General features: G+C 69.5%; 12 protein-coding genes. 4 read left to right on the top strand and 8 right to left on the bottom strand.

Translation table 11 applies throughout. The features are described from left to right. The first annotated feature begins 9 nt into the window (after positions 1–9). Positions 10–2,211 (top strand): WD40 repeat domain-containing protein, encoded by a 2,202-nt coding sequence (locus GXY15_02150; protein NLV40014.1) that lies wholly within the window; start codon positions 10–12, stop codon positions 2,209–2,211. Positions 2,212–2,352: 141 nt separating this feature from the next. Beyond that, positions 2,353–4,548, top strand: a complete 2,196-nt coding sequence (locus tag GXY15_02155) for a PQQ-binding-like beta-propeller repeat protein (GenBank protein NLV40015.1) — start codon at positions 2,353–2,355, stop codon at positions 4,546–4,548. A 65-nt stretch (positions 4,549–4,613) separates the two neighbouring features. On the opposite strand, the gene GXY15_02160 is transcribed toward GXY15_02155, so the two are convergent. Next, positions 4,614–6,005 (bottom strand): hypothetical protein, encoded by a 1,392-nt coding sequence (locus GXY15_02160; GenBank protein ID NLV40016.1) that lies wholly within the window; start codon positions 6,003–6,005, stop codon positions 4,614–4,616. Positions 6,006–6,304: 299 nt separating this feature from the next. Between GXY15_02160 and GXY15_02165 the strand changes: the two genes are divergently transcribed. Then, complete coding sequence (locus tag GXY15_02165) at positions 6,305–7,597, top strand: tyrosine--tRNA ligase (protein ID NLV40017.1); 1,293 nt, start codon at positions 6,305–6,307, stop codon at positions 7,595–7,597. 19 nt (positions 7,598–7,616) lie between these two features. Here the strand turns inward: GXY15_02165 and GXY15_02170 are convergent, their stop codons facing one another. The 3 genes from GXY15_02170 to GXY15_02180 form a co-directional block, all read right to left on the bottom strand. Next, positions 7,617–9,503, bottom strand: a complete 1,887-nt coding sequence (locus GXY15_02170; protein NLV40018.1) for a sulfatase — start codon at positions 9,501–9,503, stop codon at positions 7,617–7,619. Positions 9,504–9,659: 156 nt separating this feature from the next. Further along, on the bottom strand, positions 9,660–11,540 hold the full coding sequence (locus tag GXY15_02175) for a sulfatase (protein NLV40019.1): 1,881 nt from the start codon (positions 11,538–11,540) through the stop codon (positions 9,660–9,662). 87 nt (positions 11,541–11,627) lie between these two features. After that, on the bottom strand, positions 11,628–15,611 hold the full coding sequence (locus GXY15_02180; GenBank protein ID NLV40020.1) for a protein kinase: 3,984 nt from the start codon (positions 15,609–15,611) through the stop codon (positions 11,628–11,630). 318 nt (positions 15,612–15,929) lie between these two features. On the opposite strand from GXY15_02180, the gene GXY15_02185 reads away from it, so the two are divergent. After that, positions 15,930–19,670 carry a hypothetical protein gene (locus GXY15_02185; GenBank protein NLV40021.1) on the top strand — a complete coding sequence of 1,247 codons (3,741 nt, stop codon included), beginning with the start codon at positions 15,930–15,932 and terminating at the stop codon, positions 19,668–19,670. 9 nt (positions 19,671–19,679) lie between these two features. On the opposite strand, the gene GXY15_02190 is transcribed toward GXY15_02185, so the two are convergent. The 4 genes from GXY15_02190 to GXY15_02205 form a co-directional block, all read right to left on the bottom strand. Continuing rightward, on the bottom strand, positions 19,680–20,705 hold the full coding sequence (locus tag GXY15_02190) for a sulfotransferase (GenBank protein ID NLV40022.1): 1,026 nt from the start codon (positions 20,703–20,705) through the stop codon (positions 19,680–19,682). A gap of 238 nt (positions 20,706–20,943) precedes the next feature. Then, positions 20,944–24,117, bottom strand: coding sequence for a hypothetical protein (locus GXY15_02195; protein NLV40023.1), 3,174 nt, complete (start codon positions 24,115–24,117; stop codon positions 20,944–20,946). Between the two features lie 2 nt (positions 24,118–24,119). Next, complete coding sequence (locus tag GXY15_02200; protein NLV40024.1) at positions 24,120–25,070, bottom strand: ABC transporter ATP-binding protein; 951 nt, start codon at positions 25,068–25,070, stop codon at positions 24,120–24,122. Next, positions 25,054–25,464 (bottom strand): GntR family transcriptional regulator, encoded by a 411-nt coding sequence (locus tag GXY15_02205; GenBank protein ID NLV40025.1) that lies wholly within the window; start codon positions 25,462–25,464, stop codon positions 25,054–25,056. The genes GXY15_02200 and GXY15_02205 overlap by 17 nt, the downstream gene beginning before the upstream one ends. Between the last annotated feature and the right edge of the window lie 549 nt (positions 25,465–26,013).

The following is a 26,013-nucleotide window of genomic DNA, read 5'->3' on the forward strand; positions in this document are numbered from 1 at the left end:
GTTGGACGGATGGCAGTTGTCTTCGCGGTTGTCTCGCTGGCATTGGCGGGCGCGGCGGAGGTGCAGAACCCCGCAGACCCGGACCATCTGGTCTACCCGGGGGTGCGTTCACGGCGGATCCGGGCGGATCTGGAGGGGGGAGTGGCGCTCTGGGCGGGCATCTCCCAAATCACGGCCGAAGACCTGGACACGGGCGCCGCCCGGTGGACGGTTCCCGTGCGGCGCGGGGTGGATGACCAGAAGCTTCCCCTGGGCGGGTCGGAGGTGGGCCGACGCCGCACGCTGGTCTGGTCGGCCGAGGGGGAGGTTTCCCTGCGGGACAACGGAAACGGGAAGGAGGTCTGGGGGCGGCGGCCCGGATTCTTCGGGGGAGCGCGGCTCGTCCATGCGGCCCTCTCCCCGGATGGGGAGTGGGTGACGCTCCACTATCTGGACAAGACGGTGGAACTGTGGCGGGTCGCGTCTGGAAAACGGTTCCGGGTGACCCTTCCCTCCGGGAAATCCTTCTGGTTCCGGTGGATGGGCGACGGCAAGACCGCCGTGCTGGCGGAGTCCCTCCTGGAGGGGAACCCGCCGAACTCCAAGCTCCGCCTGTGGCTGTGGGAGCCGGGCGGTGCGGACCCGGTGCAGGGGGGGGTGTACGAGACGGAACGGAGCGCGTGGGTCGAGGGGGGGCTTCCCGACGGAAACCTCCTCGTGACGGAATTTGAGCGGGACAGCCCGGAGCAGGACTTCTACCAGGTCATCGTTAACCCCCGCACGGGCGAAAGGGTGCGCGAAATCGCCGTGCCCCGGGAGACCAGCCGCCAGCTCCTGACCACCGAGGACAACGCGCGCCTTGTGGCGTTCCAGGAGGGGTCCCCCACCGCCCGGGTGACGGACCTGCCTGCGGGGACCCTCCTGTTCGAGATGAGTCTCCCCGGGGGCGCCCGCATTCCGTCGCACTGCTTCCATTCCGCCGGCAAAGACTGGGTCGTCTGCCAGGACGGGCGGAACGCCCTGTGGCTCGTGCCGGTGGAGGAGGGCGGCGCCCCCCGGCGGATTCTGCGGGACAAGCGGTTTCTCCCCAGCCATGTGGCCGGCATCCGCCCGCCCCACCTGCTGTGCAGCGAGAGATCCGACGACGGAAGACGGGTCCACACGCTCCTGGACATGGACAGCCTGGAGGAGCGGGCGCGCTGGCAATGCGGCGTGTCCGCGCAGTTCTGGGGAACCTGGACGCTGCTCAGCGCGGAGAGCGGGCGCCTGCTGCTCGGCGCGGTGGGGCGTGAGGGCGAGCAGAACAGGAACGCGCTTGTCCTGATGGCCTCGGGCGCGGAGACGCCGCTGCTGGAAAAGCCTTACAGCCCCGTGGCGCTGTCGCCGGACGGCAAATGGCTGGTGGCATCGGGCGACGATGGATCCCTCTTTCTGCTGGACGAGACGGGCGGGACCGCGGCCAGCTATGTCCCGCAGGAGCGCCAAGGTACCGGACCGGCGGTCTTCTCGCCCGACAGCCGCCGCGTGGCGGTGTTCCACATGCCCCACCTCACGGTGACCGACCTCGCCGGGGGGTTCGCCGCGCGGGAGCTGGCCGGCCAGCCCGGGGTCGAAAGAATGTACCTGTACAAGGAGGACGCCCTGTGCTTCTCCCCCGATGGCCGCCTGCTGCTGGCGGGCGCCACCCGGGGCCGGGCCTACCTGTTCGACGCGGACAGCGGCAGGCTGCTGCACACCTTTGCCGAGGAGCGCCGCTTCCTCCACCGGAACATGCAGCATCAGGGGGGATTCCTCACCTCGCTCGGGGTGGTGGCGATGGACCTCCTGGGCAGTGTGACAGACCGCAGAAAGCCGACCCCCGACCTCACCTGCGGATTCGCGAACAACGGAACCCTCGCCCTCACCATCGCCGACGACCAGCTCCTCCGCGCCTGGAGCGTTCACGACGGGCGGCTCGTCCGCACCGTGGACCCGAAACTCCCGGAGGAGCGCGACACCAACGGCAGGATCAACAACCAGATCGTGCTCAGCCCCAACGGGAACTACTGCCTCGCCCGCAACTGGAACGGTTTTGGCACGGCCTCCCTCTGGGACACCGTGGGGGGGCAGCGGCTGGCGGAATACCGCTTCCGGGAGGACAGCCGTCTCAGCGCGGTCGCCGTCGCCGACGACGGCAAGACGGTCTATGCCATGATTGACGGCGACCTGCATTTCCTGCCGGGAAGGAAGTGAGTCTGGAGGTGGGAGTCTGGAGTCTGGAGGTGGGAGTCTGGAGTCTGGAGGTGGGAGTCTGGAGTCTGGAGGTGGGAGTCTGGAGTCTGGAGTCTTCTTCTTGGAGCCTGAAGCCTGGAGCCTGAGGAAAGAGAGGAGCTCATGATGGGCACGTTTCGATTGCGCGGCGCGGGCATGGTCCTGGTCATGCTGCTGGCGGGGGCGGCGGTTGGCGAGATTGATGTGGCGACGCATGAGCACCCGGTGTACCGGGGCTCCATGTGGATCCCCCGGGTGGACCTCGTTTCGGGGGTGGTGACGCATTGGCGGGGCACGTATCTGCGGGCGGACGACCTGGAAACCGGCGCCGCGCGGTGGACCTATGCGCTGCCGACGGGGCGCGACGGCGGCGGGTACATGACGGGCGAGCGGCGCACGGTGGTCTATTATCCCGAGGGCCGCCTGGTGGTGCTCGACAACCGCACGGGGGAGGAGGTCTGGCGGCAGCGGGGCTCCTATTTCGGCGGCGGGCTGAGCGAGGCCCGGATCGCGGGCGGCGACCGGTGGCTGGTGGCCGACTACGTGACAAGCGCCGTCGTCCATGATTTGGAGGCCGACCGGTCCTACAAGATATCGCTTCCCGGAGACAAGATCCTCTCCCTCGTCCTGATGCCGGACCGGCGTCGCTTTGTGATCGTGGAGCGCCTCAGCGGGGACAAGCCGCCGACCACCCTGCGGTTCTGGCTGTGGGAGCCGGGGGTCTCCGAGCCCGAGCAGGGCTGCACGGTGGATTCGCCGATCCGCATCGAGGTGCGGGCGGTCCTGCCCGGCGGCGGCGTGCTCCTGCGGGAGCACACCTCCCTTGATCCCGTGAAGAACCAGTTCAAGATCGTGGACCCGAAAACGGGCGCCGTGCTGCGCGCGCAGCCGGAGCCCGAGGAAGAGACGGTCCACCGCGACCCCTCGGGCGACGGCACGCGCGAGTTTGTCTTCCGCGAGGGGACCGCCGTTGTGGAGGTCGCGCGGCTGGAGGACGGCGCGCCGCTCTTCTCCGTGCCCCTGCCCTGGGCGCGGCCCCGCGCTGCGGCGGTCCCGTGGGTCTCCGACGGCAAAGACTGGGGGATGTTCTGGGATGACGGGAACGCCCTGTGGCTTGTGCCGCTGGTGGAGGGCGGCGCGCCCCGCCGCATCCTGGGCGACACGCGGCTCCTCCCCGGCCGTCCCGCCCGGATAGATCCGCCCTACCTTCCCTGCTTCGAAACCGGGACGATGCAGAAGACGCTGCGGCGCACGCTGTTCATCCTGCCGGACCTGGCGCTGAAGGCGGAATGGGACTTTCCGCCGGGGCGGGGCGGCGGGTGGATCCAGTACAGCGCCGACAGCGGGCGGGGGGTGCAGGGTTATTACAACTACGACTACGACAACCAGCGGATGCTGGGGCGGACGCTCATCGTCAAGGAAAACGGCAACGACGCGCCCCTGCTGGAAATGCCCTGCCAGCCTCTGGCGTTCTCCCAAGACGGGCGCCACCTTGTCGCCCAAGAGGGGGAAAACCGAAAACTCCTTGTCGAGGTGGACACCAAGAAGATTCCCGTGCGGCTCACGGCGGACCGGGAGTATGACTACAGCCCGGCGGGGTTTTCCCCTGACAGCCGCCGTGCCGCCTTCTTCAGCCATCCCCGGCTGGTCGTCGTGGAGCTTGCCGAGGGGTACCCCATGCGGGAGATGGACCTTTCCACGGTGGACAAGGACCGTTTCTGGAACAGCGGCCTCTGTTTCTCCCAGGACGGGACGCGGCTGCTTGCGGGGGGGAGCGGCCAGGCGATGCTGTTCGACGCGGACACGGGCAAGCTCCTCCAGACCTTCACGGAGGAGCAGCGCTTCCAGGAGCGGTGGCAGTCGCGCGGGTACAGCTTCCTCAGCACCCTGGAGGGCATGGCGCTGGACATCGCCGGCAATGTCACGGACCGCTTCAAGAGGAAGCCGGAAGTGCAGGCGGTGTTCTCATCGAACGACACCCGCGTGGTCACCCTTTCCGACGGCCAGCTTGTCCGCGTGTGGGACGCGCGCACCGGGAAACGCCTCCACACCATAGACCCCGAACTCCCCGAAACCCGCAACCGCTGGGGCGGGATCACCAATCGCGGCGTCTGCGACAAGAGCGGCCAGTTCTGCCTCACATTCAACGAGAATGCCTTCGCCCCGGCCGTCCTGTGGGACCTGGCCACGGGCCGGAAACTGGAGACCTACCTCTTCCCGGAGGGCACCGACTACATGGCCGCGGCGATTTCAGAGGACGGAAAGACCGTCTACGTCACGGTGGACGGCGACCTGCACCTGCTCCCGGGGAGGAAGTGAGGGGGCGAGTCCGAAGATCCGACCGATCCGACGGATCCGACCGATCGGTCTGATGTTCTTCTTTTTTACTCCCCCAGCGTCCCGCGCAGGTAGGTGAGCACTTCCATGATGGACTGTTCCTGTTCCGGGGTGAGGCAGCTGGGGATGTTGATGCCGACGGTGGACACGAGGCCGTCGTCGAGGCGGGGCAGGGTGCCGCGGGCGTAGCCGTGCGCCGTGTGGAAGGCGTTGCGCGGGCATTCCCACGGGCAGCCGTTGTTCATGGGCCACTTCTCGACCAGCGGTTGGATGTTGTAGTAGACGTGCACCTCGAAGTCGTGCATGAACCACGCGCGGAGGCCCCACTCGTTGAGCAGGGCGGCGGCGGCGCGGCCCCGGGCGACGCGCGCCGCGTCGTCCGCGTCCGTGTCCGGCAGGCGGAAACAGCAGTAGTACCCCGTGTCGCCGGGGTGTTCCGCGTCGGCGCGGGCGCGCGGCGCGAGGCCCAGCCCCCGCGCGTGCGCCTCGATGCGGTCGTGGCTGGCGCGCATGGCGGCGAGGATCGTGTCCGCGCGGCCGAGCTGCGCGCGCGCGAGGGCGCCCTGCAGCTCCGTCATGCGGCGGCCCTGCCCCCAGCCCAGCGGGTCGTCTCCGTACCAGTTCTGCGCGGGGACGGCGTCCTTGGCGTAGCCGACGTTGTGCAGCGCCTCAACGCGCCGGGCGAGGTCCGGGTCGCGCGTGACCACCATGCCGCCCTCGCCCGCCGTGATGTTCTTGTTGATCTGGAGGCTGAAGATGCCGATGTCGCCGAAGGTGCCGACGCGGTGGATGCCGTCGGCCCCCGCCGGGGCGGTCGAGCCGGGCACACCGCGCGCGTGGGCGCCGAGGGCCTGGGCGCAGTCCTCGAGCACGCGCACGGGGGGCAGGCCCGCCGCCGCGCGCTCCGCGTTGACCCCCCGCACGACCTCCATGATCCGGCCGATGCGGGCGCAGCCGCCGAGCATGGGTACGGGCATGACGACCTTCGTGCGCGGCGTGATCTTCGCGCGCAGGGCCTCCGGGTCCAAGTTCAGCGTGTCGTCGGAGTCCGCCAGCACGGGGATGGCGCGGTTGCGGATGATGGCGGAAATGGAAGCGATCCATAGGAAGCCCTGGACGACGACCTCGTCCCCGCAGCCGACGCCGAGCGCGTCCAGCGCCACCTCCAGCGCGCCGGTGCCCGAGTTCACCGCCGTCACCCGCAGGTCCGTCTCCTCGGGCCAGGGCCCGCCGAACGGGCTGGCGAGGAACCGGGCGAACTCCCCCTCGAAGGCCGCCACCTCGCCGCCGAACGCGGGGCCGTAATACCGGAACGGGGACCGGTTCAGGATCACCCGCCGCGCCGCATCCAGCTCCTCTTCCCCATACCAGGCCGCGCCGGGGAACTCCGGCGGCAGTTCAAACTTCGGGGGGCGCAGAAAGGCGGCGTCGGGGGTCATGGCGGGGACTCCTAGCATGCGGGTTTCAGGAAGGGTCCATGATAAACAAGGGCGCGGCGCGGATGCACCCCGGGGCGCGGCAAGCAGCGCCCCTACAGGAGGATTCGCCGGTGTTATCGCGCATGCCCAAGGCAAGTGCAGGTAGGGGCGCTGCTTGCCGCGCCCTCTTCCTTTACGGCCCCCCGTCTTTGAGCGCGGCGGGCGCATTCTGCTAAACTCCGGCCGCGCGCGTGGCGCGTCCCCCCGGTCCCCTTCCCTTCAGGCTTCGGGGGCGGATATAACCCCAAGGAGTCCCCGGCATGGCGGCAGACGGCGGTAGTGAAACCCTTTTCGAGGAACTGCGCTGGCGCGGGTTTGTGCACGCGGTGACGCACCCGGAGCTGGAGACGGTGCTGGCGAAGGAGAAGATCACGCTGTACTGCGGGTTTGACCCGACGGCGGACAGCCTGCACATCGGCAGCCTGCTCCCGATCATGGGGCTGGCCCATTTTCAGCGGGCGGGGCACCGGCCCATCCCGCTGGTGGGCGGCGGCACGGGCCTCATCGGCGACCCGAGCTTCAAGGCGCAGGAGCGCGCCATGCTGACGCGGGAGCAGGTGGACCTGAACGCGGAGGGCATCCGCCGCCAGCTGGCGCATTTCCTGTCCTTCGAGGGGGACAACGCGGCCGCGATGATGAACAACGCGGACTGGCTGTGCGCCCTGCCGCTGATTGACTTCCTGCGGGACGTGGGCAAGCACTTCTCGGTGAACGTGATGCTCAACCGGGACAGCGTGAAGAACCGCCTGACCGACCGGGACCACGGCATCTCCTTCACGGAGTTCTCGTACAGCCTGCTCCAGGCCTACGACTTCATGCACCTGTACCGCACGCGGGAGTGCCGCCTCCAGATCGGCGGCAGCGACCAGTGGGGCAACATCGTGGCGGGCATGGACCTCAGCCGCCGCCTCTGCGGCGCCGAGACCTTCGGCATGACCTTCCCCCTGGTCACCAAGGCCGACGGCACGAAGTTCGGCAAGTCCGAGGGCGGCAACATCTGGCTTGATCCGGAGCGCACCTCCCCCTACGCCTTCTACCAGTTCTGGATCAACCAGGCGGACGCAGACGCGGGGGCCTACCTGCGCTATTTCACCTTCCTGACGCGGGGGGAGATTGAGGACCTGGACCGCCTCACGCGCGAGGAGCCCCACAAGCGCGCCGCCCAGCGCCGCCTGGCCGAGGAGGTCACGCGTCTGGTCCACGGGGAGGAGGCCCTGCAGGGCGCCCAGCGCGCCGCAGAGGCCATGTTTGGCGGCGACCTCTCCGGGCTGGACGAGCGCACCCTGCTGGAGATCTTCCACGATGTGCCGAGCACCACGCTGCCGAAGGACCTCCTGGGGGCGGGCAGGACGCTGCTGGACATGCTCGCGGAGGCGGGCGTCTTCCCGAGCAAGGGCGAGGGGCGGCGCATGATCCGCAACGGCGGGCTCTACCTCAACAGCCGCCGCGTGGACGCCGAGGACGCGAAACTGGACGCGGACAGCCTGCTCACGCCGGCGCTCGCCGTCGTCCGCACGGGCAAGAAGAACTACCACCTCCTCCGCTTCGGGTGATCCGGACACGCCCCGGCGGTCAGTTCAGATAGCCCAGGGCCTGCATGTTCTCCTGGAATTCCTCCATGGACAAAGACGCCCCGTCCTTCAGGACGCCGCCGTCCACGCGGAAAAACTTCACCCCGCCCACGGCGGACCAGCGGTCTTTCCCGCCCGGAGAAAGCACGACCGAACAGCCGGCATCGCCCACCGCCACCTCCCCCACAGGGAAATAGTGGTCCAGCAAGGGTTCCCTCGGCAGGGGCTCCCAATGCGCCTCCACGGGCGCGGCCCCCGGAAGCTGCACCGTGACAGAGACAGGCGACGGTGCCTTGTCCTTCTCCGGGGCCGACAGGATAACCCAGGCACTGTACTTTCCCGATTCCAGCGGAAAGGTCATGGTCAGGGGCGGGGCTTCCTCTGTGGGATTCGCGGACCACAGCACTCCCTTTGAGAGGGACCAGCGGTTGTCCGTAAGGTCTGCGGGGTCCCCGGCATCGCCCTCCCGAACCAGCAGCGCGTCCCGTGGGGAAACACTGTCCGGGTCGAAGGCTTTCTGGAAGTCGTGCAACTGAAAGGTCCGGGGATGGGAAAGATACCGTTCCCACAGGGGAAGAAGCGTTCCGGTGATGGTTTCCCGGTATCCCCCAACGACCTCAGGGGGAACCCCCTCCAGTTCCCGGCGTTCGGCGTCCGGCGCGGGAAAGACCCGCTCCTGTCCCGTGTCCAGGGCGTATTCATAGCGGTGCTCGCGGTTCACCAGGACAAAGACGACATCCTTCTCATAACCATTGGCCCTTGCGAGAACGGGCTCCCCGGTCTCTCCCTTCTCGCCCCGCACGAGGGGCATCAGGCTCACCCCATGCATGGTGGCGTCCGTGCGCAGGCCCAGGAGGTCCAGCAGGGTGGGCAGGATGTCCATATTCCGGGTCAGGCCGGGCACCCGCATGCCTGCGGGAAGCCCCGGGCCCGAGAGAATCAGCGGCGCGCGGAGCACCGGGTCCGCGATGTGCGCCGCATGCCCCCAGCGTGTCCCGTCCTCCCCCAGCAACTCGCCATGGTCAGCAGTGATGACAAAAATGGTGTTTTCCGCGTCGCCCCGGCTCTCCAGGAACGCCACCAGCTCGCCGAAAGCCCGGTCCGCGCTCCTGATGGAGGCGTCGTGCAGGTTTCGCATGCACTCCCTTTCCTCCTCGTCAAAAGAGCAGCCAAGAAGTCCAACAGGCATGCCGTCCCGGATGTCGTCGCTCACATAGGTGTCCGCGGACCATTTCCCCTCGCCGCGGTGCGGAAAATGCGTCTCCATGCAGTGGATGTGGAGGAAGTACGGCGCGCCGGGCCGAACACCCGTTGTCAGCAGATCCTTGACCGCCGGAAGCATCTCCGACAGCGGCGGGGCGGGAAAGCGGTCCCGGCTGGGCACGAACGCCGCCTTGTCGAAGGACTGGTACATGGGGCTGTTCTGCGTCATGATGGGATGGGACGCGGCGAAGAGGGTTGTGTACCCGTTCTCCCGAAGAATTTCGGACACATACTTCTCGTCCGCAGGCCGCACCCGCGGCACGATGCGTCCATTGACGTCGGTCGTGCACATCGTGGGAAGAAGCTGTCCGGTCAGATAGGACGGCACGGAGATCGTCGTCATCAGGCCCTGAGCGTAGTTGTTCTCGAAGACGACCCCGGCCCGCGCGATCCGGTCCATGGACGGCGACGTTTCGACAGGGTACCCGTAGCACGAAAGATGGTCAGACCGGCAGGCGTCCAGCACCAGCCAGACCACGTTCGGGGGGCTGGGGGGGGCCGGTGCCGCAAGGACGGGAAGTGCGGCCGGGGCTTCGGCCGGCGCGGAGGAAAGAAACCGCCCCAAGATGAAGGAAGCCGCGCACAGCATGACCGCCCCCGCCACAAGAACAACTGTCTTCTTCATCGGCAATCCTCTTCGTTCTCAGAGGGGGCAACGCACAGCGCCTCCGAATCCGGCAACGAAAAACCTCCTAAACGTCGAAAAAGACCTTATCAGGACCGGATCAAACCGCGCAAGCCCCGCCGGTTGCGGCGGAGAACACCGGGGGCGACCCCGCAGTCAGTTCAGATAGCCCAGCGCCTGCATCTTCTCCTGAATCTCCTCCATCGACAGAGAAGCCCCGTCGTTCAGGACGCCGCCGTCCAGGCGGAAGAACTTCACACCGCGCAAGGCGGACCAGTGATCCTCCCTCCCCGGAGAAAGCGCGACCGCGCAGCCGCCGTCGCCCACCTGCACCTCCCCCACGTGGAAGTAGTTGTCAGGCAGGTGGTCCCGGGGCGGGGGGGTCCAGGTCGCGTCTATGAGTGCGGACCCCGGCAGCTGCACCGTGAGGGAGCTGCCCGGCTGGGCGTCGTCCGGCCTCATGACCTTCAGAATGATCCAGACGCTGTATTTGCCCGGGTCCAGGGGGAACGTCATCGTGATCGGCGGGGCCTTCTCCGTCGGATTCGCCGCCCACAGCGCGCCCTCCGAGAAGGTCCAGCGGCTGTCCGAACGGTCCGCGGGGTCGGCATTGCCGCCCTCCCGCACCACCAGTAAGTCGCGCGGGGAGACGATGTCCGCATTAAACTCCTTCCGGAAGTCATACAGCTGGAAACTCCGCAGATAGGTCAAATACCTCTCCCACAGGGGGATAAAGGTTGCCGTGAGCGTGGCGCGGTAGCCCTGCACCACTTCGGAGGGGACCCCATCCAGGAGCCGGCCCTCGGCGTCTGCGGCGGCGAAGACCCGACCCTCCCCCGTGTCCAGAACATACTCGTAGCGGTGCTCCCGGTTGACAAGAATGAAGGTGACGTCCTCCTCGTAGCCGCCCGCCCGCGACAGGACGGGCTCGCCGGTTTCCGCCTTTTCGCCGCGCACCAGAGGCATCAGGCTGACCCCGTGCAGGGTGGCGTCCGTGCGCAGGCCCAAGAGGTCCAGCAGGGTGGGCAGAATGTCCAGGCTGCGGGTCAGGCCGGACACCCGCGCGCCTGCGGGAAGCCCCGGACCCGCGAGAATCAGCGGGGTGCGCAGCACGGGGTCCGCAATGTGGATTTCATGCCCCCAGCGCGTCCCGTCCTCCCCGAGCAGCTCGCCGTGGTCCGAGGTGATGACGAAAAGGGTGTTGTCCGCGTCGCCCCGTTTTTCCAGAAGGGCCAGCAGCTCGCCGAAAGCCCGGTCCGCGCTGCGAATGGAGGCGTCGTGCAGGTTGCGCATGCACTCCTTCTCCTCCTCGTCGAACGTGCAGCCGATGAGCCCCAGGGGCATGCCGTCCCGGATGTCGTCGCTCACATACGTGTCGGCGGACCACTTCCCCTCGCCCCGGTGCGGAAAATGCGTCTCCATGCAGTGGATGTGGAGAAAGTACGGCGCGCCGGACTTGGCGCCCGCGGCCAGGAGTTCCCTGACCGCCGGAAGCATCTCAGACAGCGTCGGCGCGGGAAAACGGTCCCGGCTGGGCACAAACGCCGCCTGGTCGAAGGACTGGTACAGGGGGCTTTCCCGCGTCATGCCGGGATGGGACGTGGCGAAGAGGGTGGCGTACCCGTTCTCCCGCAGGATTTCCGACACGCATTTCTCGTCCGGCGGCCCGACCCGCGGCACCCCGCGGCCATAGGCGTTGAACAGGCAGTTCGCGGGAAGATACTGGCCGGTGATGTAGGAGGGCACGGAAAGCGGCGTCATCAACCCCTGCGCGTAGTTGTTCTCGAAAAGCACCCCCGCCTTCGCCATCCGGTCAATGAATGGGGAGGTCTCGACCGGATACCCGTAACTCGAAAGATGGTCGTACCGGCAGGCGTCCAGCACCAGCCAGACCACGTTCGGGCGGCTGGGGGGGGCGGGTGCCACCGGATCGGGAAGGGCTGCCGGAGGCGCGGCCGGGGTGAGCGCCCGGCCCAGAAAAAAGGACACTGCGCACAACAGGACTGCCCCCGCAGCGAGTATAACCGTTTTTTTCATCGGGAAGACCTTCCGTTGTCGGGGCCGGGACACCAGGGAACACCTTAGCAATGCGGAACCCAGCCGCGCAAGGCCCGCCGGACGTGTCTACCGGTCTGCCGGGGTGTCGGTGCCCTCTTCCGGGGGTGCTGGCGCGGCGGCCTGCCGCAGTTCGGCGGGGAGCATGCCGCGGGCGAGGAGGGGCGGCATGGCGTGGGGCTCCGTCAGCGTGAACAGCATCGCGCCATCCGCGCTAAAGGCGACCCGGTGGGGGCCGTCGCGGCGGTTGGTGAGGCTCTGCGACGCGGGCTGGAGGGTGAGGATTTCGCGGCCGTCGGCGCTGTCCCACAGTTTGAAGAAGCCGTCGCGCCCGGCGGTGGCGAAGCGCGCGCCGTCGGGGCTGAAGGCGGCGCTGCGGATCTCCTCGGTGTGGGCGGCGGCGCGGAAGGCGCGCGCGCCCTCCGGGAACCGCCACACCACCAGCTCGCCGTCCTTGCCGCCCGTGACCACCAGATCCTCGCGGGGGCTGAAGGCGGCGCAGGCCACAATGGCGTTGTGGCCGCCGAGCCACACGGGCTCGGCCTCGGGGCGGGCGGTGTCCCACACAAAGGCCCCGCAGTTCCAGCCCTCATCGGCGAGGAGCTGCGCGCCCAGGGCGAGCCATTTGCCCGAGGGCGAGAAGGCCAGCCCGGCGGTGTATTCCGTCTTCACGGGGAGCATGGCCTCGGTCTTCCAGGTGGCCGTCTCAAGGAGCGCCACCTGGAGCCCCTTGTCCTGCCCCGCGCCGTTCTTTGGCAGGGCGCACACCGCGAGACGGCCGCCGTCGGCGGTGCAGGCGGCCTCCACCGCGCCCGACTGCTCCCACACCAGAGCGCCCTCCGGCAGGGCATGGACGGCGGCCCGGTTGCCCTGGCGCAGGGCGACCAGGCGGTCGTCCTTCCCGCAGAAGGTCATCCAGTCCACGGCGGACGACAGGGGAATCTCCGCCTCCAGCGCGTCCGCCTCCAGGTTCCACACCGCAAGCCGCAGGTCCGGGCCGGGCGCGTTCGCGCCGGGCCGTTTCCGCAGCACCGCGGCCACCCGCGCCGCGCCCCGGTCGAAGGCCAGCGACTCGGCCTCGCACCCCGGCGTTTCCAGCGTGGCGCGGCGGCGCAGGGTCGCGCCGTCCCACACCGCCACCTCGTCCGGCAGCGCCCCGGCCACCAGCCCCGCGCCGGGGTGGAAGGCCGCCGTGCGCGGGGCGGCGTAGCGCAGCTCCTCGGTGAGGTCCCACAGCAGCGCGGCGCCGTCGAAGGAGCCGGTGGCCAGGGTCTTGCCGTCGGGGCTGAAGGCCGCGGCCAGCAGGGAGCGGTCGTGGCCCTTGAAGGTGTGCAGGCGCTGGGACGTCGCCGCGTCCCACAGGTGGGCGGCGCGGTCAAAGCCCGCCGTGACCACGCGCCGCCCGTCGGGCGACCAGGCCACGGCGCGGATGCTGTCCAGATGCGCCTTGGCCACCCGCGTCTCGGCGCCGGTCGCCGTGTTCCAGAGGATCAGGTCGCCCACGCCGTCGCCCGCCGCCAGCCAGGCCCCGTCGGGGCTGAAGGCGGCGCAGTCGGGCAGGGAGAAGGCGCCGGAGAGGACCGCGAGGCTTTTCCAGTCCGCGGTGGCGCGGACCTCGCAGCCCGTGTCGGAGGCGAGGCAGACCATCGCGCCGTCGGGGCTGAAGGCCGACGCCCGCGCCGACGCCACGTCGCCCAGGGTGAACACCCCCGCCGCCGCGCCGTCGGGCATCCGCAGCACCTCCACGGCGCGCGGCCCCGCGCCTTCGCCGGCGGCGGAGCAGAGGAGCAGATCGCCCCGGGGCGAGAGCTGCATGTGAAACCCCATCTGGGAGGGGGTCGGCCGCTCGAAAACAATCTCCCCCGTGTCCACATGCCAGACGCGCAGCACCTTGTCCGTGTTGAGCGCCGCCACGGTGGACCCGTCGGCGGACAGGCTGACGAAATACCGGCTCCGCGCCGCCCCGGCCTCGTTGAACTCGAAGACCTTTTCGTTCCGGGCCCAGTCCCACACAAAGACCGATTTCGGCGAGGCGACGGCAAAGCGGTTCCCCGCCGCGTCCGCCGCGCCCGCCACGCCAAAGCCCGCCTTGTCCAGCGGCACGCCCAGGGCCGCGCCGTCGGCCGCGTTGTTCAGGGTGAGGGTGCCGTTGGGCCGCAGGGTGGCGAGGCGCGCGCCGTCGGCGGACCAGGCAAGGAAGATGCCGCCCGTGTTCAGCGCGAGGCGCTCGCCCGCCGCCTGGCGCATGAGGAAACCCCACTCCCAGTCGCGGAACGCCGCCGGGGCGCTTTCCAGCAGCCTGCGCCCCTGGCCCACGCGCGTCTCGTCGAAAGCGCGCCGCGCCAGGGCGATGTTGGCGAAATACAGCTCCCGCTCCGCGCGGGCGCGCTCGGTGTCGGCGGCGCTCCGGGCGGACTCCGCCTCGTCCCGCGCCTCCTGCGCGCGCGCGCGCTCCTCCTCCGCCGTCCGCTGCTGCGCCAGCGCGAAGTCGCGCTCGGACCGCACCCGGACGTAGGAGTACACGCCCAGCGCCAGCAGGAGCACGGCGGCGGCCGCGGCGGTGGAGAGCACGGTGCGGTAGCGGCGGACGAAGCGCCGCGCCAGCTCGTGGAAGGCGTAGGTGTGGGCGCTGACCAGCCCGCCGGAAAGGTACTGCCCGATCTCTTCCGCCAACTCGCGGGCCGTGGCGTAGCGCTCCTCCGGGGCGCGGGCCATGGCCCGCGCGCACACCGCCGCCAGCTCCTTCGGCGCGTTCTTTTCGAGCTGCCCCGCGGGCTTCGGGGGAAACGCGGCCACGCGCTCCAGGAACTCGCGGAGCGACAGCCCGTGATAGGGCGGGCGGCCCGTGAGGATCGCGTAGAGCACCGCCCCCAGCCCGTAGACGTCCGACCGCTCGTCTATCGCGTCCAGCGCGCCCGCGGCCTGCTCCGGCGACATGTACATGGGCGAGCCGATGGTCTGGCCGTAGGCCGTCTGCATCGTGTCGCCCGTCTCCACCTCGCGCAGGATCTGCGCCGCCGCGCGGAGGTCCCCCGCGTTCATGTCGTTCGTGTCTTTCGCCTTGGCGATGCCCCAGTCAATCACCACCGTCTCGCCGAACTCCCCGACCAGCACGTTCAGCGGCTTGAGGTCGCGGTGGATCACGCCCCGGCTGTGGGCGTAGGCGACCGCGTGGCAGAGGTCCAGGAAATGCGGCAGCAGCCGCAGGCGGTCCTCCAGCCGGGGCCGCGCCTCGATCTCCGCCTCCAGCGACTTCCCGCGCACGAAGCGCATGGTGTAGTACAGCGACCCGTCCTCCCGGTAGCCCATTTCGTGGACCGGGATGATGGACGGATGCTCGAGCTGGCCCGTGATCCGCGCCTCCTGCACGAAGCGCGCCGCGAGGCCCGGCGCCGTCGGCCCGCCGGAAAGGCCGGCTATCTGGCCGCTCAACTCCGGCAGCAGCTGCTTGAACGCCACATCGCGGCCAAGGTGCGTGTCGTGGACCAGCACGATGCGGCCCATGCCGCCCTTCGCGAAGGTGCGCAGCTCCCTGTAGCGGCCCGGGTGCTCCTCCACGGCGGGCACGGAGCGCGGCGCTCCGCCCGCTCCGGCGGAGACCCGCGTGGGCGCGGCGGGTTTCGCGGACACGGGGGAGGCGAAGGTCCCGCCGCCCCCCACGGTTTCAAACACGGACGCCCCGCCTGCCGCCGTCGCGGCCGCGCTGGTGTCCCCGACGGGGAAGTCGCCCGTGCCGTCTTTGGCGGGGAAATCCGTCGCCGTGTCCGGCAGGGTTTGCGCCCGGACAGACACCTGGGCCGGCACGGCGCGCCAGAGGGCCGAGATGGCTGCGGCCACTTTGCCGCCATGCTCCTCCAGGGCCTTCGCCGCCTTCTCCACCAGTTCCCCGCGCTCGGCCTCCGTAACCAGGCCCTGCGCCACCAGGCTCTCGCCCAGATCCTTCCCGTGCAGCTGGCAGTCATAGGCGAAACTCGCCATCTCCTGCGCGGAAATCTTGCCCTCATGGACGGCAATCAGTCCGAGCAGCAGATTCTGGTTCCGGTTTGCCGCCAATAGATTGCTCCCACCTGATGCAGATCACCTTGGGGGTGATTGTCGCCGCACCCGCCCCGCAATGTCAAGAACCCGAAGGATCCCGGATCGCCGGATAGGCGACGGTCTACGCGTCCGCTCCAGGGCGCGGCAAGCGGCGCCCCCACAAGGGGATTGCCCGGTGTCTTCGTCTGCGCCCGAGACATGGCCAAGCAGGGGCGCCGTTTGCTGCGCCCTCTTCCCGGGGAACACGGGACCGCGTGGTACAATTCAGCGGGTTTCGGGCCCTGCCTTGCACGGGGGAGGAACCCGGCGGGAACGGTCATGAAAGGGAGTCTCATGGGTCACGCGGCCGGGCGGGTTATTTTTCTGGCGGTTGGGGCGGCGCTGCTGCTGGGCGGCGGATGCAAGGACCGGACGGCGCCGGGCAATCCGACGGAATTCGCCGCGATGGCGGGGGAGGCGCGGGTGGACCTGGCGTGGACGAACCCGGCGGACGGCGACCTCCAGTCCGTGCGGGTGAGGCGGGCGACGACCGGCTATCCCGCGGGCCCTGAGGAGGGGGACCTGGTGTATGAGGGGCTGGACGGCGCGGTGGCGGACACGGGGCTGGCCAACGGAACGCTGTACTACTATGCGGCGTTCGCCGTGGACCACACAGGCAACTGGTCGAGCGGGGTGCAGGCGTCGGCGACGCCCGCGGCGGTGCTCACGGGCGATTTCACCGCCCTGGGGGACGCGGTGCGGACGGCGGGCGTTTTCGACGCCGACCAGCAGCAGCGGCTGCTGCAGCTGCTGGACGACGCCAACGCGCTGGCCGACGGCGGCGACGCGTGCGGCGCGGGGGGGAAACTGGCCGAATTCGGCGGCGCGGTGCAGGAACTGCGGTCGGGCGCGGCCGCGCCGGTCTGCGAGCAGCTTTTCAACGAGGGGCGCATGCTCCGCCGCGCCGTGGCCCTGGGCTCTCCGGCCAAGGACGACTGTCCGGGCTTCGCCCGCGTGGACCTTCCCGTCTCGCTGGAGACGGATCCGGGGGTCACGGACACGGCGGGAGTCGCCCTCAAGGCGGCCTTCGGCGAGCCGCTGCTCGCCACGGCGAGGGTGGGGGAGTTTGCCTTCACCAAGTCGGCTCTTCCCGGGCTGCCGCCCCTGTCGGGCGCGCCGGGCCGTCCCCTGGTGCCGGGCGCGACGGCGCTCATCGCGGTGCCCGAGGGCGCCGGGGTGACGGTGGCCTGGGAGACGGAGCCCGCCGAGACCATCCGGATGAACCTGTGGCCCGGCCAGCCGGAGACCATGGATGCCGTGGACTTCTACGCGACGCCGCCCTTCACCCTGGACGCGGCGGCCTATGCCTCCGCGGACCCCTACCCGGCGGAGGTGGTGTCCGTGCGGGACGCCGGACGGGTCAAGGGGCTCCGCGTGTTCCAGGTGGAGGTGGCCGGGGGGCAGTATGCGCCCGCGTCGGAGTCCCTCGAACTGTTTGCCGCCGTCAACGTGCATCTCGGATTCACGGGCGGTTCGGGGCAGTTCGGGATCCGCGATCTGGCGGACCTGCTGGAGGCCCAGGAGGACCCCGTGCTGGGCAGCCTCGCCAACTGGGGCGTGGTGGAGGGCGGCCTGCAGCACCTTCCCATCGTGGCGGGCATCCAGGGCGAGGAGCTGATGATTCTGGCGCCCCCGGAGCTTCGCGAGGCGGCCGACCGGCTGGCGGAGCACAAAAACGGCATCGGCGTGGTCACCCGCGTGTTTGCCGCGGGCGACGGCGTGGGGCCCGGCCCCGACACCCCGGCGGAGATTGACGAGCTCATCGAGGCGGAATACGCGTCGGCCGCGCCGCGGCCCGGCTATGTCCTGCTGTTCGGCGACGCGGAGTACCTCCCCCCGGCGTACTACGCGCCGTGGCAGGATGAGGAGAGCATCGGCAGCCCCACCATCGGCACGGACTGGATCTACGCGGTGGTGGACCAGGACCCCGCGACCGCGCTCCTGCCAGACCTGGCGGTGGGGCGTCTGCCGCTGGACACCCTGGATGAGGCCGACCGGATGGTGGACCGGATTATCGCCTATGAGACGGCGCCGCCGGACAGCGCGGACTACTACTCCCGCGCGTCCATCGCGTCGCAGTTCCAGTGCTGCAACAAGGAGACCACGACGGCGGGGGTGGACCAGCGCACCTTCATCTGGGTGAGCGAGCGCATCCGCAACGTCATGAACGGCCGCGGCAAGACCGTGGACCGTTTATACACCAAGACGGTGGACGCGGAGTACACGCTGCCCGCGACACCGAGGTACTACTTCGACGGCGACAGCCTGCCGGACGACCTGCGGAGCAACTTCTCCTGGAACGCCACCACGACAAACGTCGTCAACGCGTTCAACGCGGGCCGGTTCATGGTCGTCCACCGCGACCACGGCTCCCCGGGCGCATGGGAGCACCCGTGGTTCCGCTGGTCCAACGTCTACGGCGACGACCCCGGCGCGTCGGACCTCAAGACCGCCAACGCGCCGCTGTTCCCCGTGGTGTTCAGCGTGAACTGCGCCAGCAGCATGTTCGACGATGAGACGTCGGGCGGCCATTTCGGGATTCCGGCGGACTTTGAGCTGCTGACGGAGCGCCTGCTCCGGGACGACGACGGCGGCGCCATCGCCGTTTTCGGCGACGTGCGCAACAGCCCCAGCAACGCGAACAGCGTCCTGCTGCTGGGCTTCCTCGACGCGGTCTGGCCCGAACTTGTCCCGAACTTCGTCAATCTTTCCCCCACCCCCCGCATGGGCGACATGCTCCGCCACGGCAAGGCGTACCTGGCCAGCATGCAGGGCAAGATGGACTATGTCGGGGCGAACGAGGTGCGCGACGAGGCGCTGATGTGGCACCTCTTCGGCGACCCCACGCTGCCCCTCTGGACGGAGAACCCGCACACCCGCGCCCTGCCCCAGCCGACCGCCATGGCCTGGACGGGGCTCGACACGGTGCGCGTCGTGCTGCCGGCGAACGGCGTCGCGGTCACGGTGACCCAGGAGAATGCCTTCGGGAACCTGGGCGCCCACGGCCGGGGCGTCACGGTGAACGGCGTCGTGGACATCACGCTGAACGGCCTGCCCGACCGGAGCCGCAACGCCGGGGTCCACTTCCGCAGGAACAACTCCATCCCCCTGACCACAACGCTCACGGAGATCGTGCCGCCCGGCCCGGTCACCGGGTTCACCGCCGTGCCGCACAAGGACATCATCATGCTCGGCTGGACGAATCCGGGGGGCGACTTCAGCTACGTCCGGATCATGCGCCGCAACGACCGGTTCCCCGCCTCCCCGACGGACGGGACCATGGTGGTGAACGGAAACGGCACCTCGCACTACGACGGCGTCTTCCCCGCCTCCACCCCGTGCTACTACACCGCCTTTACCTTTGACGGCAACGGCAACCACGACGCGGGCACGCAGGCCTTCGCGTCCACCTGGTCCGACATTACCGCGCCGCCCAACGCAACCGGGCTGACGGCGGTGCCCGGCGACGGCGCGGTGCTCGTGTTCTGGACCAATCCGGAGTCTCCCGACTTCGCCGGGGTGGTCATCGTGCGCAAGGAGGGCTCCGCGCCCTTCTCCAACACCGACGGCGCCGCGGCCTACCAGGGAACGGGCGCCTCCTTCCTCGACACGGGCCTGGCAAACGGCACAACATACTACTACCGCGCCTTCACCTACGACCTGATGCCCAACTACGCCAGCGGCACCGGGGCTGTGTCCGCCATCCCCGAAGCCACCGGCGACACCACGCCCCCCGGGGACGTCTCGGGGTTCGACGCGGCGCTCGCCGGGGCGGCCGCCCCCTACGTGCAGCTCTCGTGGACCAACCCCGTAGACGCGGACTTCGCGGGCGTCGTGATCCGCCGAAGCACCGACGGCTACCCGGCCACCCCGACCGACGGCGACGCGGTCTACAGCGGGGCCGAAAGCCCCCAAAACGACCCCAACCCGCTCACGCAGGGAAACACCTATTACTACACCTGCTTCGCGTACGACACGTCGCAGAACCATTCCGCGGGCGTGACGGCGGACGTGCCCTACCCCGTGGTCAAATAACGGCGGGGCCTACTCGCGCAACAGCACGTCGCAGGCGAGGCGGGCTTTGGTGAGGAGGCGGCGGAAGAGGGTGTTGCCGCGCGCGAGGGCGCGCAGGCGCAGGATGGCCTTGCGCTCGAGGCGGTAGCGGTCGAGTTTGGGCGGGGTGGGCGCGGGCACGCCGTCCCCCGCCTCGAGCAGGGGTTTCCACAGGCCCGCCAACGGATAACCGAGGGTCTCCAGGTCCGCCGGGTCGAGGGAGGCGATGATGCCCTCCATGAGCCGCCGCTTGGCCGGGTCGTGGACCAGTTCGGCCACCCATTTCTTCACCGACGCCGTGGTGGGCCGGGTGTGCTGTTTCACGCCGATGGGGTCGCCGAGGCCCTTGCCGCGCGCGGGGCCGTCGTCGCCCGCCTTGCCGTACTCGATGGCCTCGGGCTCGTAGGGCACGCCGATGTGGGCGCAGATTTTCTCGAACCACGCCTCGGGGGCCTTCACGAGGTCCTCGTAGCGGACGTGGAAGCAGGGGGTCTTCTGCTGGCGCAGGAAGGCGGCCAGCGCGGGCACGTAGCGCTCCACGACGGGGTTGTAGGCGTGGGCCGCCGCGTAGTCGCCGTCGAAGAAGGAGTTGGCATAGGAAGAGAACATGGCGACCGGGTGGCGCGTCAGCACGATGTATTTCGCGTCCGGGAAGACCCGCTGCATGAACGGCAGGATGAGCCCGTAGGCGGGCGTCTTGTCGAGGCAGACCGTCTTTCCCGCGCCGTTGGCCGCCAGGTGCCGCCCGTAGAGCGTGTCGCAGTAGGCGCGGCAGGCGTCCCAGTAGTCCTGCTCCCCGCCGGGCAGCCCGGCGACGAAGAGCTTCTGCGACTCCGCGGCGAGCACGTGGTCGTAGGGGGCCTTGTCCACCTTGTCCCACACGCCGAGATGGGCGAGGGGCGTGAGCAGGTGGGGCTCCGGCCCGCCGAGGATCATGGAATGCGCCGACAGCATGCGCTCAAGCATGGTGGTGCCCGAGCGCGGCGCGCCGATGACGAACAGCATGGACGGTTTCATGGCGGTGTGCGGGTCTCCCGGCCTGGGGGCCATTTGCCGGGACATGATAGCACGCCCGGGGGCGGGCGGCGGTTCCTGCTTCATCGGACCGATCGGTCGGATCGGACCGATCGGTCGGATGGGTGGTCGGACCTGTCGGACCTGTCGGACCTGTCCGACCCGTCCGACCGACACACCGCCCTCCCCGCCGTGTCCGGCCTTGGCGCTGGGTTTCGGACGCGGCGGAAAGGGCCGCCGGTCACTGCCTGGCCGCCTGCCAGGGTTCCGGCTGAAGAATCAGGCGCGGACTTGTCGTGAAGTAGCTCCAGTCGCGCCAGCCCCGCGAGTAGTCCCACACGTTGCCGGAACTGGTGCTGTATTCCAGCAGGCAGCCGCCCCCGATGGGGACATACCGGAGCCGGTCGGTCAGGGTTGCCTGCCTGTACCAGGGGTCCTTGCGTTTCTTCTCGGGCATGACCTCCTTCAGGCTCTCGGGAAACCGCCCGGTCTGGGTCTGGTGGAGGCGCAGCGCGATGGCCGTCCGCGCCAGCACCGTCCTGGCGGCGATGTTCTGATACCCCGACCCCTGGAAGCGGAAACTGTCCATGTCCAGCATGATCCACTGCTGGTGGTCCGGGCTTAACGTCAGCCAGGACGGGGCCTCCACATCCAGCCGCTCCCAGTCCTCGGGGGTGCGGGTGAGGTGCGCCCATGCGTTCGCCTCGCCGGCCACGGCCAGCCGCTGCTGTGCCGCCAGGCCGGTCAGGGAGTACCACGGGGCGGCGCACCGCTCCATCAGGTCCGGGCGGTAGCCCTCCACGGGGTCTTGCACGACGAATCCGGGATCGCCATAATGGCTGTACCACCGGGGCCATTCATAGCACCTGTCCTCGTAGAGGAAACGGAACAGGCGTCCGGACCGGTGCGGCGCAGTGTAAGCCCTTTCCCAGGCGGCGTCCAGCCGGCTCAGGGTCTCCGAGTCCAGCACGTTCCCCGCCAGCAGTCGGTCCAGCAGGTCAAGCGCCATCCCAAAGAAGGAGGCTCTAAGTCTGGTCTGTCCCCAGGCGAAGTTTTCCGGATTCTGCCGGGCCAGCCCCAGCAGCCCCTCCAGCATGCGGGCCGCCCGCTGCGCGTCCCCCCGCTCGCAGGCGAGCAGCCCCTCCGCGGCGAAGAGCGTGGCGGCCAGTTGCTCGATGTGCGTCTCGAAGTGCCGCACCGGCCCATAGTAGCCCTCCTGGGGGGACGACCATTGTCCGGTGGCCTTGGGAAGCGTGGAGGCCGCCAGCAGCGTGTCCAGGACAGGCCCCAGACCGGCCATCGCGTTGCGAACCCACACCAGATTCTCCGGGGACAGGTCTTCCTTCCGGGGGTTGCCCTTGTCGAGAAGCAGGAGGTTGCAGACGTTGAACAAGGTGTCCTCCGTCACAGACCGGCCCCCTTCCCTCGGAAACTGGGTTTGCACCAGGGCGACGGCGGCGCGCACGGCCTCCCGGTAGCGCGGCGTGGCGTTCTCTTCGGCGGGCACCCGGGACGCCTCGGCCATCAGCGACTCCAGGCTTCTGCGCTCGCCGGAAACCCGGGGCAGATAGTCGTCCCGGTGGGCGTGATACCACGCCCCGGCCACCCACAGGACCGCCAAGACCCCCGCCAGCCCCAGGGGCGCGGGCAGGAAACGCCGCAGGAACTCCGCGGTGCCTTCCCCGCCCGCAGGGGACAGGGACCCCGCCGCGTCCTTCCCGGCGCCGTGACGCCAGCGGCGCCACTGGAGGGGGCCGGCGGCGAAGGGCAGCGCCGCCAGCCCGGCCAGACCCGCCATGAACAGGGCGTTGGCCAGCCAGGGGTTCACCGCCGTCTTCGTACTGCTCCAGAGACGCCAGTGCTGGTCGTCTGTGTCCAGGACGGACGCGCCGTTCAGGAGTTCCGCCACGTCCAGATAGTAGAACCCCGCGAGGGCCAGCGCCGCGGCCGCCGCCAGCCCGGCCACCCAGCGGTTAATCAGCCCGAGACGGAGCGCGGACCAGAACGTGCGCAGAAAGAGGAGGATCAGCAGCGTGCCGACCACGCACATGGTTATCAGCCAGACATTGTCCTCCTCCGCCCGCTCAAGAAGGCTGTACACCGCGAGCAGCGCGACGACGATGACGGGGCCGAAGAAGGCCGCGACTGCCTTCGCGGCCGCGTCGGGCGGCAGCGCGCGGAGAACCCACGCGGCCAGCACCAGCAGCCCGGCCGCCCGCAGGGCGCTCATGCCGAACTGGCTGTGAAACCCCGCCAGCGCCAGGGGCCAGGCCGCGGGATACAGGATCGTGGGCAGGGGCGGCACCATCCACATCACCAGCAGCGGCAGCCCCGCCGCGACGCAGAGGTCCCACAGCACCTGCCGCGACGCGACCAGGAGCCGCGCCCGGGCGCAGTCCGTGCTGGAGAAGGGCCGGACCAGTTGGAAGGTCATGCCCCCGGACCGGCCCAAATAGGCGTCGGCCACCTGCCAGTACAGGGCGAGCAGGAAGACGCAGCCCGCGGGGATCAGGACCAGCGGCAGGGCCACCTCCTGGAGGTAGACGCCCTCGACGTGGGTGATCAGTTTGCAGTACACCGCGCCCAGCGCCGCGAAGGCGAAGACCCATTTCCGGCCCTGATGGTAGCGCCGCCGCAGGAACCACGCCTGCGCGTCGAGGGGGTTCTCAAAGACGAGGGCCCCCTGCGCGCGGCGCAGGCGGTGCTGCGGCCGGAGGACGTCGCGGAAGCCGACCTTCTCCTCGTCGAGGCTGCGGCACCGGTGGAAGCGCACGGCCCGGATGGCCTGGAGCGCCAGAAGGCCCAGCACGGCGACCAGAATCCCGCAGAACTCCGGCGCGTCGAAATGCCCGCCCCGGATGCTCCGGTTCTCGAGGATCATGACCGCCACGGCCCCCAGGGGCACCACCCACGCGCCCCAGAGCCACACGTTGCGCCCGGCGGCGAACCAGGTGCCCGACTGGAAGCCCGTGTACCAGGCCAGCCCCAGGCACAGGTGGAACCCCTCGATCCCAAAGCGGTCGGGCGCCTCCATCAGCACGATGCGGAAGAGCAGCAGCGCGGCCCACAGGGCGGACAGCAGCAGCAGGCGGCTGCCCAGCACCAGCGCGGCCAGGGTCTCCGTGGGCAGGGGCAGGCGGAACAGCCGCAGGGGAAAGGCCATCCGCGCGTTGTCCGGATTGTGGCTGATGGACAGCAGCAGCGCCATGGCGACGAACACCAGGACGCGGTAGCCGTCGTAGATGGTGAGCACGTCGCGGAAACTGACGGACCCCAGCCGGTAATTGACCAGCAGCGCCAGCGCGCCCACGAGGCCCACGACGACCATGGTCACCGTGAAGGCCCCGTAACTTCGGAGCTGCTCCCACACCACCGCCGTCTGCGGCGGGATGCGGCGGGTTGCCATGACGCCCATGGTCAGACCCTCCCCGCGCGGGCGGCGTCCGCCCACGTTTCCGCGCCGCGGCGCCCGTGGACCCGCGCCACGAAAATCTCCTCCAGCGACGGCGAGCGCTGGCCCGTGATTTCGCCGCCCAGCGCGGCGGCCTGGGCGCGCACGGACTCCGGGTCGCCCTCGCAGACCAGCGTCCAGTCGCGGCCGAGGCCGTTCGCCTCGATCACCCCCGCCATCTCGGGCAGCTCGGTGCGGTTTTCCACAAAGCGGACGGTGAGGCGCGTGTGCGCCGCCTTCACCGTGTCCAGCGGGCCGTGGAGCACCACCCGCCCGTGGTGGATCATGGCGACCACGTCGGCCACCCGCTCAATCTCGTCCAGCAGGTGCGACGAGAACAGCACCGTGCGCCCCTCGCTCACCACGTCCCGCAGGATCGCCTCCAGGATGTCCTGCCGCACCGCCGGGTCCAGCCCCGACGACGGCTCGTCCAGCAGCAGCAGCTCGGGACGGTAGGCCAGCGCGGCCAGCAGCCCCGCCTTCGCCTTCTCGCCCCGGCTCAGCGTGCGGATCCGCGACGCCGGGTCCAGGCCGAACAGCTTGCGCAGGCGCTCCGCGTAGGCGTCGTCCCACGCCGGGTAGAAGGCCCGCGAGTAGCCGATCAGCTCGTCCACCCGCATCCACGGCGGCAGGTCGCGGTCCTCCGACAGATAGCCCAGCCGCGACAGCACCCCCACGGGGTCCTCCACCGGGTCGCGGCCGAACACCCGCACCGTCCCCGCCGCCGCCCGCATCAGGCCGAGCAGATGGCGGATCAGCGTGGTTTTGCCCGCGCCGTTCTCGCCCACCAGCCCGAAGACCACCCCCGGCGGCACGTCCAGACTGACGCCGTCCAGGGCGATTTTCTGCTTGAAGTGCCGGACCAGTCCCCGCACCTCGACCACCGGTCCCGTCGTGTTTTCAGGCGTTGTCGTCATGGTGACCTTCCTTTCGTCCCCGCAGCGCCTCCGAGCGCGCGCGCATCAGTTCGACCACTTCTTCCAGCGTGAAATTAAGATGGTCCGCCTCCACCAGCAGGCCGTCCACCCGGTCCGAAAGCAGGCGCAGCCGTTCCCGGTGCGCCAGGGGCGAGCCCCCCTCCGCCACATAGGTCCCCGCGCCGATCCGCGTGGTGACCACCCCCGCCGACTCCAGCTCCCGGTAGGCGCGCGCAACCGTGTTCGGGTTGATCAGCAGTTGCGCGGCCAGCACCCTCACCGGGGGGAGTTCCTCATGGGGCCGCAGCTGGCCCGTGGCGACCAGCCGCTTGATCTGGTTGACGATCTGCACGTAGATCGGCGTGCCGTCCTTTGGAGCGATGTGCAGGATCATAAGTTTTTCTCCGGCGCCAAGATTGTACTAAGACTTTACTACAATCTCGGTCGGTTGTCAAGTCCCTTTTTTTGGGGCTGGGGAATTATGGGAATCATGGCGGGGAGGGGAGGGAAGACAAGGCCGGCGGGACGCCGGCGCTACGGGGAAGACCGGCGGGTCGTGGCACCGTAGCGCCGGCGTCCCGCCGGCCTTGTCTTTGGTTTTGCCCTCGTTCCCACCTTTTGCCAGGAAACGAGGGAAAAAAAGATTGCCGCGCCGGCCGGGGCGTTGGCGGGAACGAGATTGCCGCGCTTCGCTGCTAATGAAGTGGACGTATTCTTCCGCGCTCCAAGCCGCTGGTTTTTCTCTGCCAAACGTGGAAATGGCCGAAAGCGAAAGTCTTGGGCATCCCGGAGGGATGCAGGACATTAGCCGGTGGGTGAGCGCAGCGATACCACCGGACAGCAGCCCCCCCATTTCTTCAAGAACCCCGGCAGGGGTTCAGGACGCGTCGGTTCCCGCTGGCCCCGGAGTCCCGCACCCCTGCCGGGGTGCCAGAAAGGAAGA

It is taken from the genome of Candidatus Hydrogenedentota bacterium (genome assembly GCA_012730045.1).
Taxonomy (GTDB): domain Bacteria; phylum Hydrogenedentota; class Hydrogenedentia; order Hydrogenedentales; family CAITNO01; genus JAAYBR01.